Annotated in this window: 14 protein-coding genes; 9 read left to right on the plus strand and 5 right to left on the minus strand. The window is 34.8% G+C overall.

The window, feature by feature from the left end:
* Positions 1 to 89: 89 nt before the first annotated feature.
* The 3 genes from rpsB to rplM form a co-directional block, all read right to left on the minus strand.
* Positions 90 to 887: a 30S ribosomal protein S2 gene (gene rpsB, locus CL818_RS04970; protein WP_013186580.1), complete on the minus strand. Its 798-nt coding sequence runs from the start codon at positions 885 to 887 to the stop codon at positions 90 to 92.
* Positions 888 to 1,066: 179 nt separating this feature from the next.
* Entirely contained in the window at positions 1,067 to 1,453 is a 387-nt protein-coding gene (gene rpsI, locus CL818_RS04975) for a 30S ribosomal protein S9 (protein WP_013186581.1), read from the minus strand.
* Complete coding sequence (gene rplM, locus CL818_RS04980; protein ID WP_272972752.1) at positions 1,454 to 1,909, minus strand: 50S ribosomal protein L13; 456 nt, start codon at positions 1,907 to 1,909, stop codon at positions 1,454 to 1,456.
* Positions 1,910 to 2,081: 172 nt separating this feature from the next.
* On the opposite strand from rplM, the gene CL818_RS04985 reads away from it, so the two are divergent.
* The 6 genes from CL818_RS04985 to CL818_RS05010 all read left to right on the plus strand — a co-directional run bounded on the left by CL818_RS04985 (position 2,082) and on the right by CL818_RS05010 (position 10,708).
* Entirely contained in the window at positions 2,082 to 2,624 is a 543-nt protein-coding gene (locus CL818_RS04985) for a DUF5004 domain-containing protein (protein ID WP_272972751.1), read from the plus strand.
* Positions 2,625 to 2,638: 14 nt separating this feature from the next.
* On the plus strand, positions 2,639 to 4,993 hold the full coding sequence (locus CL818_RS04990; RefSeq protein ID WP_286971991.1) for a TonB-dependent receptor: 2,355 nt from the start codon (positions 2,639 to 2,641) through the stop codon (positions 4,991 to 4,993).
* 2 nt (positions 4,994 to 4,995) lie between these two features.
* Positions 4,996 to 6,270, plus strand: a complete 1,275-nt coding sequence (locus CL818_RS04995) for a DUF4374 domain-containing protein (protein WP_272972749.1) — start codon at positions 4,996 to 4,998, stop codon at positions 6,268 to 6,270.
* 1 nt (position 6,271) lies between these two features.
* Positions 6,272 to 7,294, plus strand: coding sequence for a T9SS type A sorting domain-containing protein (locus CL818_RS05000; protein ID WP_272972748.1), 1,023 nt, complete (start codon positions 6,272 to 6,274; stop codon positions 7,292 to 7,294).
* A 199-nt stretch (positions 7,295 to 7,493) separates the two neighbouring features.
* The gene (locus CL818_RS05005; protein WP_272972747.1) at positions 7,494 to 10,127 is read left to right on the plus strand and encodes a DUF5916 domain-containing protein; all 2,634 of its coding nucleotides are present in this window, start codon (positions 7,494 to 7,496) and stop codon (positions 10,125 to 10,127) included.
* An 11-nt stretch (positions 10,128 to 10,138) separates the two neighbouring features.
* Positions 10,139 to 10,708 (plus strand): hypothetical protein, encoded by a 570-nt coding sequence (locus tag CL818_RS05010; protein ID WP_272972746.1) that lies wholly within the window; start codon positions 10,139 to 10,141, stop codon positions 10,706 to 10,708.
* On the opposite strand, the gene CL818_RS05015 is transcribed toward CL818_RS05010, so the two are convergent.
* Both CL818_RS05015 and metG read right to left on the minus strand, forming a co-directional pair.
* A complete protein-coding gene (locus CL818_RS05015; protein ID WP_272972745.1) occupies positions 10,705 to 11,604 on the minus strand; it encodes a histone deacetylase family protein in 900 nt (299 codons plus the stop codon). The two genes, CL818_RS05010 and CL818_RS05015, sit on opposite strands and share 4 nt — an antisense overlap.
* Positions 11,605 to 11,622: 18 nt before the next feature.
* A complete protein-coding gene (gene metG / locus CL818_RS05020; RefSeq protein WP_272972744.1) occupies positions 11,623 to 13,695 on the minus strand; it encodes a methionine--tRNA ligase in 2,073 nt (690 codons plus the stop codon).
* An 85-nt stretch (positions 13,696 to 13,780) separates the two neighbouring features.
* Between metG and CL818_RS05025 the strand changes: the two genes are divergently transcribed.
* The 3 genes from CL818_RS05025 (at position 13,781) to CL818_RS05035 (ending at position 18,860) form a co-directional block, all read left to right on the plus strand.
* Entirely contained in the window at positions 13,781 to 14,683 is a 903-nt protein-coding gene (locus CL818_RS05025; RefSeq protein WP_286972000.1) for a S66 peptidase family protein, read from the plus strand.
* 75 nt (positions 14,684 to 14,758) lie between these two features.
* The gene (gene dgt, locus CL818_RS05030; RefSeq protein ID WP_286972239.1) at positions 14,759 to 16,096 is read left to right on the plus strand and encodes a dGTP triphosphohydrolase; all 1,338 of its coding nucleotides are present in this window, start codon (positions 14,759 to 14,761) and stop codon (positions 16,094 to 16,096) included.
* 100 nt (positions 16,097 to 16,196) lie between these two features.
* Positions 16,197 to 18,860, plus strand: a complete 2,664-nt coding sequence (locus CL818_RS05035) for a T9SS-dependent M36 family metallopeptidase (RefSeq protein WP_286972003.1) — start codon at positions 16,197 to 16,199, stop codon at positions 18,858 to 18,860.
* Positions 18,861 to 18,990: the final 130 nt, after the last annotated feature.

Raw genomic sequence — 18,990 nt, forward strand, 5'->3', positions numbered from 1 at the left:
AAAGTCGTCAAGCTAATTTTTGCTACTACTCAGCCAGCAGAATGCAAAGAAAAACTCAACGACTTTAAATTGTATTACCTAATTGTTATTTATTCTTCTTCGCTAGATGCTACAGCTTTTTTAGCAGGAGCTTTCTTTGCTGCAGGTTTAGTCGCTTTTTTAGCGTCTTTTTCTGCTTTAGATTGCTCTTTGTCTGCCTTACGCTCGTTTAATCCATCTACGATAGCATCTGTTACGTAAGAAATTACTTTCTTAACAGATTTAGATGCATCATCATTTGCAGGGATTGCGAAATCTACTTCTCTAGGATCACTGTTGGTATCTACCATAGCGAAAATAGGAATGTTTAATTTCTGAGCTTCTTTTACAGCAATGTGCTCACGAGTAATATCTACTACGAATAGTGCACCTGGAAGACGCGTCATATCTGCGATTGAACCTAAGTTTTTCTCAAGTTTTGCACGCATACGCTCTACCTGTAACTTCTCTTTCTTTGATAATGTATCAAAACGACCATCTTTTTTCATACGATCTACAGAAGTCATCTTCTTAACTGCCTTACGGATAGTTACGAAGTTGGTAAGCATACCACCAGGCCAACGCTCAGTGATATAAGGCATGTTAGCCTTTTCTGCTTCTTCAGCTACAATTTCTTTAGCTTGTTTTTTAGTTGCTACAAAAAGGATCTTACGACCGCTAGCAGCAATTTTACTAAGTGCATCTGCAGCCTCTTGCATTTTAGCAGCACTTTTGTAAAGGTTTATAATGTGAATCCCGTTACGTTCCATATAGATATATGGAGCCATATTTGGGTTCCAACGTCTTGTGAGGTGACCAAAGTGGACACCAGCATCAAGGAGTTCTTTAACTTCTATGTTATTTGCCATTTTATTAAATAGTTTACGTTCTGTTTGGACTTAGCAATACTCAGGTGGTCACTTGCGTTCGCCGAGAGTATTTAGATGCTAAACTAACTTTCGATACCAGATCGAAGTACAGCACTATAATGTTTATAATTTTATGAAATTCCTCAAGAAACTTCGCCAACCAAAGGTTAGCAGAAATATTAACGTTTCGAGAATTGGAATTTTTTACGGGCTTTCTTCTGACCGAATTTCTTACGCTCAACCATTCTTGGGTCTCTAGTAAGTAAACCTTCTGGCTTAAGAACCAAACGGTTCTCAGCATCTAGCTCACACATAATTCTTGAGATAGCCAAACGGATAGCTTCTGCTTGTCCAGTAATACCACCACCAAATACATTGATACTTAGGTCATACTTGCCTTCGTTCTCTGTAAGCATTAATGGTTGTGCTACTTTATACTGAAGTGTTCCGGTTGTAAAATAGTCGTTAACGTCTTTTTTATTTACAGTAATGTTACCGCTACCGTCTTTAAGGTAAACTCTGGCAACAGCTGTTTTTCTTCTACCAATTTTGTGAATTGTTTCCATTTACACCAAGTCGTTAATGTTAATTACTTCTGGTTTTTGAGCGTCAAGCGAATGCTCTCCACCAACAAAAACTCTCATGTTTCTAAACAACGCTGCGCCTAATTTGTTCTTAGGTAGCATTCCTTTTACTGCATTCTCGACAAGACGCGTTGGGTCTTTTTCGAATAATTGCGTAGCCGTAAGACTGCGTTGTCCTCCTGGATAACCGGTGTAACGTTGGTATTCTTTGCTAGTCCACTTTTTACCTGTAAGGTTGATTTTTTCTGCATTAATAACAATTACGTTATCTCCACAGTCAACGTGAGGTGTAAAGTCTACTTTGTGTTTACCACGTAACATTCTGGCAACAACAGAAGACAGCCGTCCAAGGCTCTGTCCCTCAGCATCCACAAGCACCCAGTTTTTTGTAACTGATGCTTTATTGGCAGACACTGTTTTGTAGCTTAATGTGTTCACACTAATAAATTTTAATTATACAAATAGTTTATTTCCGTCTAAAAAAACGGAGTGCAAATGTACAACTATTTATTTATTCGGCAACACCTGATTTTGAATTAATTCTGAAGTGCTTAACTCCTTAATTTTAATGGTTTATATTTGGCAAGCTTAATCTTTAAAACAATACGTTATGCACCTCATTAAATACATCCTGAAATCTACTTTATATATAGGTGTTCTATTTCTGTTTTTTAGCTGTGCTAATGATGACAGTTCTTCAAATTTAATTGAGCCTACTCCAACTCTAAATGGCACCTACATACTTACAACATTAAACGCAGATGTTCCAGTTGATTTAAATAACGATGATATTACTAACACAAACTTATTAGAAGAGACCTCTTGTTTTGATATTATGGAAGTCAACTTTAATACTGATGGCTCTTTTAGTGCTATAAACTCTAAACTTGATTTTAATGGTGGTGCAAGTGGTAATGAGGTTACTTGTACAACGAGAACAGATAGCGGTACTTGGTCTTTAACCGAAAATGAACTTACATTATCTGTTATTATTGCAGGCACTACAATTACAGAGACTAAAGAAATTTCACTTACAGATACTACATTTTCATTTAATGTTACAGAAAGTGAAATAGATGCTTATGTTGAAGACACTTCAGAAAGCTCTGCTAGTAGTATAACAGAATTGTTTTTAGAATACACTAAACAGTAATCTTTCTAAATTAAATGAAACATATTGCGTTGTTTCTTTTTTTATGCACATCATTTATTCAAGTGATGGCACAAGATATTACAATACGTGGTAATGTTATAGATTCTGAAGGTAATCCTATACCTTTTGCCACCATAAAATGTTTAAATACTTCACTAGCAACAACGACATCCTTAGAAGGTGTTTTTTCACTTCAACTAGATGAGCCAGCTGTATACAAATTAGAAGTTGCAGCAGCTGGATTTAAAACTTTTTATGAGACTCTGGATGTAACAACGGGCTCTAAAACTGTAAGGATTAATTTGCAAAAAGATACAGAGCAGTTATCGGAGGTCATTGTAAAATCGCCATCTAAAATTAGCTTATTAAACCAGCAGGCTTTAGCTATTTCAACTTTAGACTTTTCATTAAGTCAAAATAGCTCCCAAGATGCTTTAGATATTTTAAATAGAGCAAATGGCATTAGGGTAAGACAAACTGGAGGTATAGGTAGTGATATTAATATTTCTATACAAGGAGCTCAGGGTAATGCCATAAGACGTTATTATGATGGGCTACCTTTAAAATATCTAGCGTCTGGAATAGACATTAATAATTTTCCCGTAAACCAAATAAGCAGAATTGACATTTATAAAGGTGTAACACCATTACAGGTTGGTACAGACGCTTTAGGTGGAGGTATACATATAATTCCAAAGACATTTTATACCTCTTATATAGAAGCCAATTATCAAATGGGAAGTTTTAATACTCACAAAGCTTCAGTTAATTTGTTCACACTAAATGAAAACAATATGTTTTTAGGGTCTAACATGTTCCTTAATTATTCAGACAATACATATAGGATTGATGCGCAAGATTTTAATGAAGAGACTAGACAAGCAGAACATGTTATAGAGGTAGAGCGTTTTAATAATTTATACAGATCCTATTATGCAGATGTTTCTGTTGGATTACGTGATAAACATTGGGCAGATGAACTTAAATTAAACCTAGCTTACACCAATACATTTAAAGAAATACAAACTGGAGTTTTGTTTAACCCTGTAAGACCTTTGGGAGATGTGTTTACTGAAGATGAAGGTGTTAGCGCAACTTTAAGTTATAATGTTAACCTTTTAAATGATAAATTGACGATTGTTAGTAAATCTAATTTGGGTATTTATAAAGAAAAAGTGACAGACTCTACTTCTAATTTTTACAACTGGTATGGAGAGCCATTAACAATCACAAATACTATTGGTGCCGAATTATTTAGTGAGCCATCCTTAATAGAGATAGACAAAACTATTTTTTTGCAGCGACTTACAGGAATCTATACCATAAATGATAAGCATAGTCTAACGGCAAGTAATCTATATATTCATCAATTCAGAACAGGAAAAAATGCACTTATAGCTGCTGAAAATGATGTGTTACAGTTTACTTCTAGATTAAACCAGAATTTTGCAGGAATTGAATGGAAAGGAAGCTTTTTTAAAAATCATATTGAAACAGTTGCTTCATATAAAAACTACCATTATGCAATACGTGGTACTAGTAATGAAAATGCAATAACTAATGAGTTTGTGGAGCAAGATGTATCAAAAAACTATAGTGGAGGAAATCTTGCCCTAAAATATACGGTGTCACCAAAATTGTTTTTTAGAGTGTCTTATGAAACAGCATATAGGTTGCCTGAAGATACAGAGGTGTTTGGAAATAACACTACCATACGTGCCAATCTAAACTTAGAACCAGAACAAAGTAACAATTATAATTTTGGAACATCATTTAAGTCCTCATTATTTAAAATACCATTTTCTGCTGAACTAAATGGATTTTACAGAAAACAGAAAGACAGAATAATCTTATTGGCTTCAGGATTCGATTTGGCGCAATATTTTAATGAAGAAGAAGTAGAAATAAAAGGAATTGATGGGTTTGTAACTTTTAAACCATTTAAAAACTTTCAATTAAATATGTCTGCTACATATCAAGATGTACGCATACAGAGTGCTTTGGTAGCAGCAGATAATAATCTTATAGGCACACGAGTGCCTAATTTACCATCATTTTTTGCCAACGTAGATGTAGGTTATACTTGGGAAAAACTAATACACGAAGAAGACCAGTTTAAATTAAACTATTACTATAATTACGTAGAAAAATTTTCTTCCATTCGCGAAGCCAATGCTTTGCAAAACATTGCTAACTTTGTTCCTACTCAACATATTAGCAGTCTAGAAAGTATTTATTCTGGAAAGCACGAAAAATATTCAATAGCATTGAGAATTAATAATATGTTTGATGATGATGCTTATGATAATTTTAGAGTACAACGACCTGGTCGTAGTTACACTATTAAATTAAGGTATGTGATAGATTGATTATGAAGAACATTTTACCAAATCTTATTATCGTTTCTTTTTTAACTATTGTTCTTAGTTGTGCAACAGATGATGCTATACCTGTTGCAGAAAACACTACAACACCAAATCCCACAGAAGATCCTACCGAAGACCCACAACAGCAATATGATTATATGCTTTATACAAGAAGTGGCTCATCTTCTAATGGGTTTATTACAGGATTTGACACCTTCCCGGAAGGCGATTTAGATATCCCAAACTTACCAACAACATTGGCCTATCCTTCCATATCTGGAGGTGTGTCTTACAACCGTTACACAGTTAATCAACAAAAATTGTTTGGTGGAGCTGGCTATCAAAGAGTTATCTTAGATGAAAATAAAGTGCCAAATGAAGGCGAGATAATTGAAACTTTAGGTGGAGGCTCAAGTGTAGTTATTCTTAATGACACCAAAGGATACTACACAGATTTTAATACGCTAAATATTCAGATATTTAATCCTCAAACTTTTCAAAGAATAGGTGAGATAGATATGAGTGAAGCTTATAGTATTCCAGAAAACGATGCTAATTATTACAATTCACTATATGTTGTTGGCAATACACTTTATGCGTGTTTGTATACTGGTCGTTCCTTTCCGCCATTTATATACGAAAGTAATGTAGGAAGTATAGTTGCTATAATAGATACTACTACAGATACATACCAGTCTAACATTTTTAGGGAAGAGACTAAGTATCCTGGACAACCCTTTTTAAGATTTAAAAACAGCACTGTAGATGAGCAAGGTAATTTATATTTACCAACACAAGGTGGATTTGGTTTAGAGGAAGACCCAGAAATTCCTGTTTTTGCAAAACTTACACGAATATCTAATGAGACCTCAAATTTTGATGATTTTGAGTTTATTCCTCAGTTAAGCATATCTTCATCTACCGCCGAAACCGTAATAAATGCAGGGTTTTTATATGTAGGTAACGGTATAGCCTATACGAATGTGTTAATGGAGGATCCAGAAACTTCATCAGATTTGGTAAACAAAGCATTAATGCGTTGGGTAAGGTTAGATCTAATATCGCAAACAGCTCAATTAATAGAAGGCATACCTAGAAATGCAGGCCTTACAACCGGAATGGCATATAATTTTAATAACAAAGTACAGCTTCCTGTTTATGACCCAGAAACAGGAGAAAGTGCTATTTACGAAACAGATCCTTCTAGCACGCTAGGTACAAGAGTATTTAATGTTACCGCTGGCGGAATAATTTATGGATTTTACCAAGTTGAAGAATAATATGAAACCTACATTTTACATAACCTACATATTGCTTTTAGCTGTTGGCTATTTGCAAGCCCAAACTTTATCTAATGGAGATTTTGAAACGTTTGGAGTTCAAACTACACAACTTTATACACGAGATGGTGGCGCCTATAATGGAGAAACCTGTATGATAGATGGTGGTACTATTCAGGAAGCTGGTACTTATGAAGGCGTTGGAAGACCAATAGGATTTACAACTACAGATGATGCTTTTGAGCAATCACCTAGCACAGTAGAGCAAACTACAGACGCCAATTCTGGCGCTTCTGCAATACAATTAACAACAAACGGTTTTGATGTTATTGGTTTGGTAGGTTTATTTGAGCCAGAAGTACTTAGGCAAGAATTAATACCTGTTGCTTACCCATTTACTGCAGTACCAACATCTATAGATGGGTTTTATAGACATATGAGTGGCGTGCCAAGATCATTTCCTCCAGGAACTTGCACAAGCGATGGGCAGTTAGAAGAAACAAGGACATACACTGGCGCTTTTAAAGTATATGCAGTTATGACTAAGTATAACGAAACCACCGAGGAAGATGAAATAGTAGCCACCGTAAACTCAGAATTTCCTAATGCTACAGATTATACGGCTTTTTCTGCACCTGTAACAGTTGTGCAACCTGGTATAATTCCAGATAAAATTGTGTTTGTAATGTCTTCTTCTCCAGAATTTATAAGCCCTAATCCTGTAGCTATTGTAGGCTCTAGGTCTTTTGTAGATGACGTAGATTTTATATTTCCAGTTTTAAGTGTAGAAGAAACTATTGATAAAACAACAAATTTTTCTGTTTACCCAAATCCAGCAACATCTCATTTTTCTTTAAATACAGAAGTTCCAAATCTTGAATTCAAATTATATAACATTTCTGGAAAATTAGTAATGCAAGGGTTTGCAGGTTCTAAGAATCACCAGGTAAATATTTCTTCATTAACACCTGGAATGTATTTTTTAAACACCAAATTAGGTGCTACTAAGTTAATTGTTAACTAACTAAGTCTTAGTAAACCCTGTATAATATTTATTAATGATATGTCTTCTAAGGGAAACTTAAAAAGTTAAGGTTTTCCCAAAATACATGGTACGCTGTAACAAGATGATAAAATGATGAGTCTTTAAAGTACATCAATCAAAATAATCATCAATCAATTCTAAGTTTCTAACTGCTTAGAAATCAAAAACCAACCAATCCATGAAGACACTATCCTTAAGTCTTTTAGCCCTTTTATTATCCTCATCTATATTCTCTCAAGATTCTACAAAAGTTGAAGTTCCTAAGCGTATTTATACAACGGCTAGTATCTCGAGTTATAGTACACCAGAAATAGATGGTATCTTAAATGATGATGCTTGGAATGCTGTAGAATGGACTACAGATTATATAGAAAATCAACCAGATGAAAACACACCGCCAACCGAGCAAACTAAAATGAAGATTGCTTATGACGATAAGAATATTTACGTGGCATTTAGATGTTATGATGCAGAGCCAGAAAACATTGTAAAGCGCTTGTCTAGAAGAGATGGCTTTGAAGGAGATTGGGTAGAAGTAAACTTTGATAGTTTTAATGATGATCGCACAGGGTTTTCATTTACAGTAACTGCAGCAGGTGTAAAAGGAGATGAATTTATCTCTAACAACGGAAACTTTGATGGTAGCTACAACCCAATATGGTATGTAAAAACAAATATAGACACAGAAGGTTGGACAGCAGAAATGCGTATACCATTAAGTCAACTTAGGTTTAGCGCAGATCAAGACCAAGTTTGGGGGTTGCAAAGTACACGTAGATATTTTAGAGCAGAAGAACGCTCATTGTGGCAAAGACTTCCTGCAGATGCTCCAGGTTTTGTAAGTGAGTTTGGTGAGCTAAGAGGTTTGGTTGGCTTAAAACCACAAAAACAATTAGAAATTCAGCCCTTTATTTTGGGGCAACAAGATGTGTACGAAGAAGAACGCGGCAACCCTTTTAGAGATGGTGCCGACACTAAGTTAAATGCAGGATTAGATGCTAAGATAGGTATTACTAATGACCTTACTCTAGACCTAACTATTAATCCAGACTTTGGTCAAGTAGAGGCAGATCCTGCGGCCATTGCACTGGATGGTTTTCAGTTGTTTTTTCAAGAACAACGTCCTTTCTTTGTGGCCAACTCTAACATTTTCAACTATTCCTTAGATAATTTTTCGCCGGGCAACTTGTTTTACTCAAGACGAATAGGGCGAAGCCCTCAAGGTTTTGCGCAAAGTGATAATATTCAATATACAAATCAACCAAACAATACTACTATTTATGGTGCAGCTAAGTTTAGTGGTAAAACTAAAAATGGATGGAGTTTAGGAGTTATTGAAAGTGTGACGGCTAAAGAATTTGTAGAAATTATAGATTTTGATAACCAAACCACAGAGCAAATTGTAGAGCCGCTCACTAATTACTTTGTGGGTAGAGCCCAAAAAGATTTTAATGACAGAAATTCTTATATAGGAACCATGTTTACTGCTACTAACAGAGATTTAGAAGATGGTCAATTTTTAAATTTTCTTAGACGTGATGCTTATTCAGCAGGTATTGATTTTAAACACAACTGGAAAGATAGAAAGTATTATTTAGAAGGAATGGCTTACGGTAGTCATGTTAAAGGAAGTAAAGAAGCAATTGCACGAACACAACAATCATTAACACATTTATTTGGAAGAGTAGACGCAGGTCATGTTGAAATAGACACAACTAGAACATCCCTATCAGGAACAGGTGGCCGTTTAGAAATAGGAAAAGCTTCTGGAGGAAATTTTAGAGCACACCTAGGTGGAACCTGGCGCTCTCCAGAGTTGGAGCTTAATGATATAGGCTTTTTAAGACGTGCAGATGAGATTAGACAGTATGCAAGATTAAGCTACCAAACATTAAAACCCTTTGGAAATTTTAGAAGAATAAATGCACAATACAGACATTACAATTCATTTGATTTTGATGGAAATTATAATGTAGCAGAACATCGCTTAGATGGTTTTGCACAGTTTAAAAATAACTGGGGAATTGAAACTGGTTTTATTCATAAACCAAGAAACTATAATGTGAGTACATTACGAGGAGGACCAAGGTTTAGATTCTCTAAAGAGAATATTAACTACTTTTTTATAGGGTCAGACTCTCGTAAAAAATTTGTGTACAGTGGTGGTTATGTTATTTCTGAAGCTGTAGATAAGCAATTTACCTATTTAGAGTTAAGTGCAAGGATGTCTTACCAACCTACAGATGCCCTAAACCTTTCTATAAGGCCTGTATATTCTAAAAACCCTAACCAAACACAATATGTTGCAACACGAGAAGTAAATGGTAAATCTAGGTATATTACTGCAAATATTGAACAGCAAACGTTAAGTGCACAGTTTAGATTAAACTATACATTTACTCCTAACTTTTCACTTCAGTTTTATGCACAGCCATTTGTATCAACAGGACGCTATTCTAATTTTAACTATATTACAGATGCAACTGCAGATAATTTAGCAGATAGATTTCAGCTGTATAATGACAACCAAATAAGCTTAGAAAATGGAACCTATAATATAGACGATACAGAAAATGGAACTACAGATTATAGCTTCTCAAACCCAGACTTTGCATTTTCTCAATTGAACACAAATTTGGTGTTGCGTTGGGAATATATACCTGGTAGCGAGTTATTTTTAGTGTGGTCCTTAAATGGTAATGCTTTTGAGCAACCCGACAACCACATAGCATCTATATTAACAGATTTTGTAACAGAATCCAGACATAGTAATACATTTCTATTAAAAGCAACTTATAGGTTTGTTCTTTAAAACTTCCAACTATGAAAATATTAGTCACGTTAATCCTTTCTATTCTTACTACATCTTTAGCAGTTGCTCAATATGATTTTGAGCCTACCGCAGAAAATCCCTTTGGGCAACCTCATCCAGATGCTCCACAACAACTAAAAGATTTTGAGCCTATGATAGGTATTTGTGATTGCAAGTCGATGAGCAGAATGCCTGATGGTTCTTGGAGTGATGCTGTTGATATGCAATGGACATTTAAGTATATTATGAATGGTATGGCGGTGCAAGACGAAACTTTAAAGGCAGACGGCAAACACTCTGGTAGTATAAGACAGTTTATAGCAGATAGTAGCAAATGGTATGTGCACTATTATTCAAGCAATGCGCCAAGCTTAGTGCTTCCTACTTGGGAAGGTAAAAAGAAAGATGGTGCAATAGTGTTATATAGAAATCAAAAATCGCCTAATGGCATAGACGGATTTTATAGACTTACTTTTTATGATATGACTAAAACAGGTTATAAATGGATAGGTGAATGGGTTAGTAAGGATGAAAGTATTGAATACCCTACTTGGAAAATAGATTGTGCCAGAAAAATTTAAAAGAAAATATCTTGAGCCAACCTATAAGTGTTCGCGTGAGCTTCAATAATTTTTTTTATGTCTTTGGAATAGCCGCCACCCATACTAACTTCAACAGGAATATTTAAATCTTTACAAAGCTGAAGCACAAACCTGTCACGTTCTTTACAACCTAAGATACTACAGCTTAATTTGCCGAGTTTATCGGTTTCTAGAATATCTACGCCACTTAAATAAAAAATGAAATCTGGGTTAACATCAGAAATTAGCTTAGGTAGTGTTTCCTTTAGTAGTTTAAGATAATTATCATCAGTTGTGTGAGATGGTAATGCAATATCTAAATCTGATGATTCTTTTTTAAAAGGGTAATTTTTTTCACCGTGCATAGAGAATGTAAAAACAGAGGTGTCGTCTTTAAAAACCTCTGCTGTACCATTGCCTTGATGTACATCTAAATCTACAATTAAAACTTGCTTTACTTTGTTTGTGTGCTGTAAATACCGAGCACCGATAGCTTGATCATTAAACATACAAAAGCCTTCACCTCTATTGGTATAAGCATGATGAGTGCCTCCAGCAATATTCATAGCAATCCCATACTCTAATGCAAAATCACAAGCTTTAATAGTGCCGTCTGCAATAATAAATTCACGCTCTACCAAAGCACTGTTAAGAGGAAATCCAATTTTTCGAGCAGCTCGCGCGTCTAGCGTTAAGTTTTTTAAATCTGAAATATAATTTGTGGTATGTACCAGGTCTACATAGGTTTCAGAATAAACAGGCTCAAAAAAGTTATCAGGCTCACAAGTGCCTTCGTATATTAATTGCTTAGGTAAAAGCTCATATTTTTCCATAGGAAATCTATGTCCTTCTGGAAGCGGAACTTTATAAATAGGATGATATGCTATTTTAAGCATAAGCTGTTAGGCTTCTATTTAGCTAATAGATTTACCGTTAGGGATTCCTGTAGCATCTGGATTTACAAAAACTAAATTCCCGTTGGCATCTTCTGTCATTAAAATCATTCCTTGACTTTCTACACCTCTTAGTTTACGTGGTGCCAAATTAACTAATACAGTAACTTGCTTGCCTATTATATCTTCTGGTTTAAAGCTTTCTGCAATACCAGATACAATTGTTCTTACATCTATTCCTGTATCTACCTTAAGAACTAAAAGCTTTTTAGTTTTTGGCATTTTTTCAGCTTCTAAGATAGTACCTACACGAAGATCCATAGAAGTAAAATCTTCAAACTGCACGGTCTCTTTTTCTGGATCTACAACAGCATTTTCAGCTTCATTAGCCTTTTTGCTTGCTTCTAGCTTGTCTAATTGTTTTTGTATGTGTTCATCTTCAATCTTACTAAATAATAATTCAGCTTTATTAATTTGATGACCAGCTGGCAATAATGCATTTTTACTCGAGATGTCATTCCAGCTATTTTTCTCTGCAGAATCTTGGGAAGTTAAATTAAGAATGTCTTTAAGTTTATTTGAAGTAAACGGCAAAAAAGGCTCACTTAATGTAGCTAAAGCAGCTGCGATTTGTAATGCTACGTACATTACAGTTTTTGTGCGCTCTGCATCTGTTTTAGCAGTTTTCCAAGGCTCTTCATCTGCTAAGTATTTATTACCGAGTCTTGCAACATCCATTAAAAGCTTTTGAGCTTCTCTAAAACGGTAGCGTTCTAAAGAACTTGCAATAACATCTGGATATGTCTTAAGTTCGGTTAATGTTTGTTCATCTATTTCATTATACGTAGATGGTTCTGGAACATCGCCGCCATAATACTTATTGGTAAGTACAACAACACGATTAATAAAGTTGCCAAAGACAGCAACTAGTTCATTATTATTGCGGGCTTGAAAATCTGCCCACGTAAAATCATTGTCTTTTGTTTCTGGAGCATTTGCTGTTAAAGCATAACGCAAAACATCTTGTTGCCCTGGAAAATCTTCTAAATATTCGTGAAGCCAAACTGCCCAATTTTTAGAGGTAGACAACTTGTTGCCTTCTAAATTTAGAAATTCATTTGCTGGCACATTATCTGGCATAATGTAAGAGCCTTCTGCTTTAAGCATACTCGGGAAAATTATACAGTGAAATACAATATTATCTTTCCCTATAAAGTGAAGTAATTTGGTGTCTTCATTTTTCCAATATGGTTGCCAGTCTTTTCCATTTGCTTGTGCCCATTCTTTTGTTGCAGAGATGTAGCCTATAGGAGCATCAAACCAAACGTATAGTACTTTGCCATCAGCACCTTTTACAGGAACAGGTATGCCCCAATCTAAATCTCGTGTTACAGCTCTAGGTCTTAGGCCATCGTCTATCCAAGATTTGCATTGTCCATACACATTAGTTTTCCAGTCTTTTTTATGGTCTTTAAGGATCCAATCCTTTAAATAATTTTCATATTGGTCTAATGGTAAAAACCAGTGTTTTGTTTCTTTTAAAATTGGCTTAGCTCCAGAAATAGCAGATTTAGGGTTAATTAAATCTGTTGCGTTATGAGAAGTTCCGCAACTTTCACATTGGTCGCCATAACTTTCTTCATTACCACATTTTGGGCAAGTTCCTACAACAAAGCGGTCTGCGAGAAATTGATTGGCTTCTGGATCGTATAATTGTTCTGTAACCTCTTCAATAAACTTATCATTTTTATAAAGGTTCTCAAAAAACTCCGATGCAGTATCGTGATGTATTTTAGCTGACGTTCTTGAGTAATTATCAAAAGAAATTCCAAAGTCTTCAAAGCTTTTTTTGATGATGGTGTGATACTTATCAACCACATCTTGTGGGGTCACACCTTCTTTTTTCGCTTTTATAGTAATTGGCACACCGTGCTCATCACTACCACAAACAAACAACACATCTTCACCTTGCATACGTTGGTAGCGTGCATAAATGTCTGCAGGAACATAAACACCTGCTAAGTGTCCTATATGTATTGGCCCGTTTGTATAAGGTAAAGCCGCTGTAATGGTATATCTCTTTGGAGTAGTCATAGTCTATTTTTGAAGATGCAAAGATAACAAATCTCAACCGCTTGTAATACCTATGTTTCCCTCATAAAATCTTTATATTTGAGGCATGATAATTCCGCCATATTTAAAAGAAGGAGATACTGTTGCAATTGTGTGTACAGCTCGAAAAATCTCAAAAAAAGAGCTAGATCCAGCTATAAAGTTATTAACGCATTGGGGATTAAAAGTTAAGCTAGGAGATACTGTAGGGAAAGGAGATCATCAGTTTGGAGGTACAGATGTACAACGTGCAGAAGATTTTCAAGAGATGTTAGATGATAAAGAAGTGCAAGCCATTTGGTGTGCCCGTGGCGGATATGGTACTGTAAGAATGATAGATGAGGTTAATTTCTCTAGTATTGAAACAAACCCAAAATGGATTATTGGGTATAGTGACCCTACTGTATTACATTGCCATATACATAATTTAGGAGTTGCAACCATACATGGTCAAATGTGTTTAGAAATTGAAAACAAAACTGAAGCTACAAGAGACACATTAAAAAATATATTATTTGGAAATTATGATGCTATTAAATTTGCTTCAGACTTTAATTTAAATAGAACAGGTCATGCTAAAGGACAACTAATAGGAGGAAATTTATCTGTGCTATCTAGTGTTTTAGGTAGTAAATCAACAATAAAAACAGAAGGTAAAATTCTATTTCTTGAAGATTTAGATGAGTATTTATACCACATAGACCGTATGGTACATAACATAAAACGTAACGGCTTTTTTAAAAACCTAGCAGGATTGGTTATTGGTGGCTTAACAGATATGCATGATAATACAANCCCTTTTGGTCAATCTGCAGAAGAGATAATTGCAAATGCTGTAAAAGAATTTAATTTTCCTGTGTGTTTTAATTTTCCTGCTGGACATAGTAAAGATAATCGTGCGTTAATATTTGGAGCAGAAACAGAATTAATCGTCACAAAAGATAATGTGGTTTTAAAAACCGAAGCTTAAAATTATACATTGTGATTTTAGCACTTTGTTGTTACATAACTAACCTCTAATCACAAAAATACTTAACCAACTATGATGAATTGGGAACAACTATTATCTCTTAAGCGTTTTGGAGATACAAATAAGCGTTTAAGAAAAGAACAAGACGATACACGATTGGGCTTTGANGTAGATTACGATCGTATTATATTTTCCAGCTCTTTTAGGAGTTTGCAGGATAAAACTCAAGTTATCCCATTGTCTAAAACAGATTTTGTGCACACTAGATTAACACACAGTTTAGAGGTAAGTGTTGTGGGGCGAAGTTTAGGACGAGTTGTTGGTAAGAAGCTTTTAGAAAAACACCCACATCTTTCNGAGACGTATGGGCATCATTTTAATGATTTCGGGGCTATTGTTGCTGCAGCATCTTTAGCACACGATATTGGAAATCCGCCGTTTGGTCACTCTGGCGAAAAGGCTATAGGAGACTTTTTTAAATCTGGAAAAGGAAATAGATTTAAAGACTCTCTTACAAACGTTCAATATCAAGACCTTTGTACTTTTGAAGGTAACGCNAACGGANTTAAGCTTTTAACNGAAACAAAAAACGGAGTNACTGGCGGTTTAAGGTTATCTTACTCAACCTTGGGTGCTTTTATGAAATANCCAAANGCNTCGTTACCNTATAAACCAACAACTCAAATTCACCATAAAAAATATGGTTACTTCCAAAGTGAGCAGGAAGTCTTTAATGATGTAGTTAAGGATTTAGGATTAATTTCTGAAACTGTAAAAGATTCAGAAACTTACAAAAGACATCCGTTAACGTTTTTAGTTGAAGCCGCAGATGATATCTGCTATACAATTATAGACTTTGAAGATGGTATAAATTTAGGTTTAATAGATGAGGAGTTTGCTTTAGAATATCTAATTAATTTGGTTAAGGATAAGATAGACACAAAAAAATATCATCAACTCGTTACCAAATCTAATAGAGTAAGTTATTTAAGAGCATTAGCTATTGGAGTGCTTATTGAAGAGGCAGCTTCAATTTTTATTGCAAATGAAGAAGCTATACTTAAAGGTGACTTTAGTTCTGCATTATTAGATAAGTCACAGTACACGGCACAAATAGATGATATTATAAAAATTAGCATTAACAATGTATATCAATCTCAAGACGTCTTAGAGAAGGAGATATTGGGCTACCAAGTAATCGGAACATTATTGGAAGTTTATACAGATGCNGTGTTTAGTAAGAAAAACAACACAAATACAAACTTTAATTCATTGATTTTGAAAGGTTTTCTTAAAGAATTCGACTTAAATCAAGATGATTATTCTATTTTAATTGAAATTTCTTCACTTGTAGCCTCTTATTCAGACAGTGAAGCCCTTAGAATTTACCAGAAAATTAAGGGCATGTTATAGATATCGAATAATCTAAATATTAGTTATTTAGTTAATTATTTATTAAGAAAAAATTACTATTTTCGACAACTCGCTATTTTTTAAGTTTAAAACACCCAATATGAAATTGAAACTACTATTATTTTTATGCTGTTTAAGCTTTGTAGGCTTAAATGCACAAACCACAGAAACACTTATTCAAAACTATCTAGAAAGAACACATGAATCTTTAGGGGTCACTCTAGAAGACGTTCANAACATTAAGATTGTTTCTGATTATGAAACNCAGAAAACAGGTTTACAACACGTTGTTGTACAACAAACCGTAAATGAAATTCCTGTTTTTAATGCTTTTGCAACAGTAACTATTAAAGACAGCTCTGTAATTTTTGTTGGTAATAGNCTTATTGCAAATATTAACTCATTAACAAATACTAGTGCTCCTAGTTTTAATACAGAGGCTTCAATTTCTAAAGCTGCACAAGGTTTAGAAATCAATGTACCTTCTGGCTTAGAAATNATAGGTAGTATAGATGGTGGCGTACTTTTTAATTCAGGAAGTATTTCTCAAGAAGACATCCCTGTAAAACTAGTATACCAACCAACAGCTAATAATGATCTTAGGTTAGCTTATGAGGTNACAATCTTAACTGTTAAAGGCGACCACTGGTGGAACGTAAGAGTAGACGCTCAAACAGGAGAAGTTATTTCTAAGAATGATTGGATTGTGTCTTGTAATTTTGAAAGTGATGCAAAAACATCANACNCNCCAATTTCTCATAAGGCTCACAATCACACAAAAGCATTTGGTTATGCTGAAAACACAATGATGGTAGATGGTTCTCAATATGAGGTGTTTCCGTTGTTAATAGAATCTCCTAACCACGGTGCTTCTCAAATAGTATCTGAACCTGCTGCTGCTAATGCTTCTCCTTTTGGATGGNATGACATTAATGGTGTTGCTGGTCCAGAATATACTATTACAAGAGGAAACAATGTTTGGGCACAAGATGATAAAGATGCAGATGATGCTCCAAACGGATATTCTCCAGACGGTGGTGCAACTTTAGATTTTTCTGGTTACAATACGAACACAGACCTTAACCCTTTAGCTACTACAGATTTTGCAATAACAAACCTNTTCTTTTGGAATAACTTAATGCATGACATTTGGTACCAATACGGTTTTGATGAAGCGAGTGGTAACTTCCAAGAAAATAATTATGGTAATGGAGGTTCAGGATCAGATTATGTAAATGCAGATGCACAAGATGGCTTTTCATTAAACAANGCAAACTTTGGAACACCACCAGATGGCGGAAACCCAAGAATGCAAATGTTTTTATGGTCTGCAACTGGCCCAGTTGGAGCACCTTTAACAATAAACAANCCAAGTAGTNTTGCTGGAGCTTACGAAGCTACAGAGCCATTATATTTTGGTTCTGGTTTATCAGATACTCCAATAATTTCAGATATCGTATTTACTACAGATATGACATCAACTGAAACAGATAATTTTGGTAANCCATTAGAAACATCTAACACAGATGCAAATGACGGTTGTGGAGTAATAACAAATGTTGCTGAGGTTAATGGTAATATTGCTATTATTAGAAGAGGAACTTGTCCTTTTGTATCTAAGGTTAAAAACGCTCAAGATGCTGGAGCAATTGCTGTTATTATAGTTAATAACGTTGCAAATGATCCTTTAGTTAACATGGCTGGTACAGATAATACTATTAACATTCCTTCTGTATTTATCTCTAAAGAAAATGGAGATCCAATATTTACACAGTTGCAAACATCTAATGCAGTTGATGGTCAATTATTATCGCAACCATCTCAACGTATAGATGGAGATTTTGACAATGGTGTTGTAGCACACGAGTACGGTCACGGAATTTCTAACAGATTAACTGGTGGTCCTAGTGCTGCTTCTTGTTTAGGTAACCCAGAACAAATGGGTGAAGGTTGGAGTGATTTCTTCGGTCTTATGTTAACACTTAAGCCTGGAGATCAACCAGAAGATATTAGAGGTATTGGTACATATGTAACAGGACAGGAAATAGATGGTGTTGGTATTAGAAATGCACCTTATTCTACAAGCTTTGCTATAAACGACTTTACTTATGCAGATACAAATAATGAAGCTCAAGTTTCTGTGCCACACGGTGTAGGTTTCGTATGGGCAACAATGCTTTGGGATATGACTTGGGCATTAATCGATGAGTATGGTTATGATGCAGACCTGTATAATGGTACTGGTGGTAACAATATTGCGATGCAATTAGTTATAGATGGTCTTAAGATGCAATCTNGTAATCCTGGATTTATAGATGGTAGAGATGCAATATTAGCTGCAGATATGGCTGTAAATGGAGGNGCAAACCAATGTTTAATTTATACTGCATTTGCACAAAGAGGTTTAGGATTTAGTGCAGAACAGGGAAGTAACTTTAGTAGAACAGACCAAGTTGAAGCATTTGATATGCCTCCTACTAATGTTTTAGATTGTTCTAACCTTTCTGTTGCAGAGAATACACTTAGTCAATTTAAAGTNTATCCTAATCCAGCAACAAATGTTATAAACATTAGCCTAAACAAAACGTTAGCTAATGATGTAAATGTTAGTTTAACAGACCTTCAAGGAAGACAAGTTCTTAAAACTAAAATNGGAACAGCAAGTACAACTTCTATAGATGTATCTTCTATTTCTAATGGGGTTTATATTCTTTCTTTAGAGTCTAATAACAAAACATATTCTCAGAAAGTAATTATTGAGTAAGCCGTAAAGGTTTAACCAAAATTCATATTCATATTAAAGCAGAGCTATTTTATAATAGCTCTGCTTTTTTTTATTAATACTACAAGTATTTTAAGGTGACGTTACTAATAGTTTGTTGTTGAGCTAGTCT

This window comes from Croceibacter sp. (genome assembly GCF_002716225.1).
Lineage (GTDB): Bacteria > Bacteroidota > Bacteroidia > Flavobacteriales > Flavobacteriaceae > Croceibacter > Croceibacter atlanticus.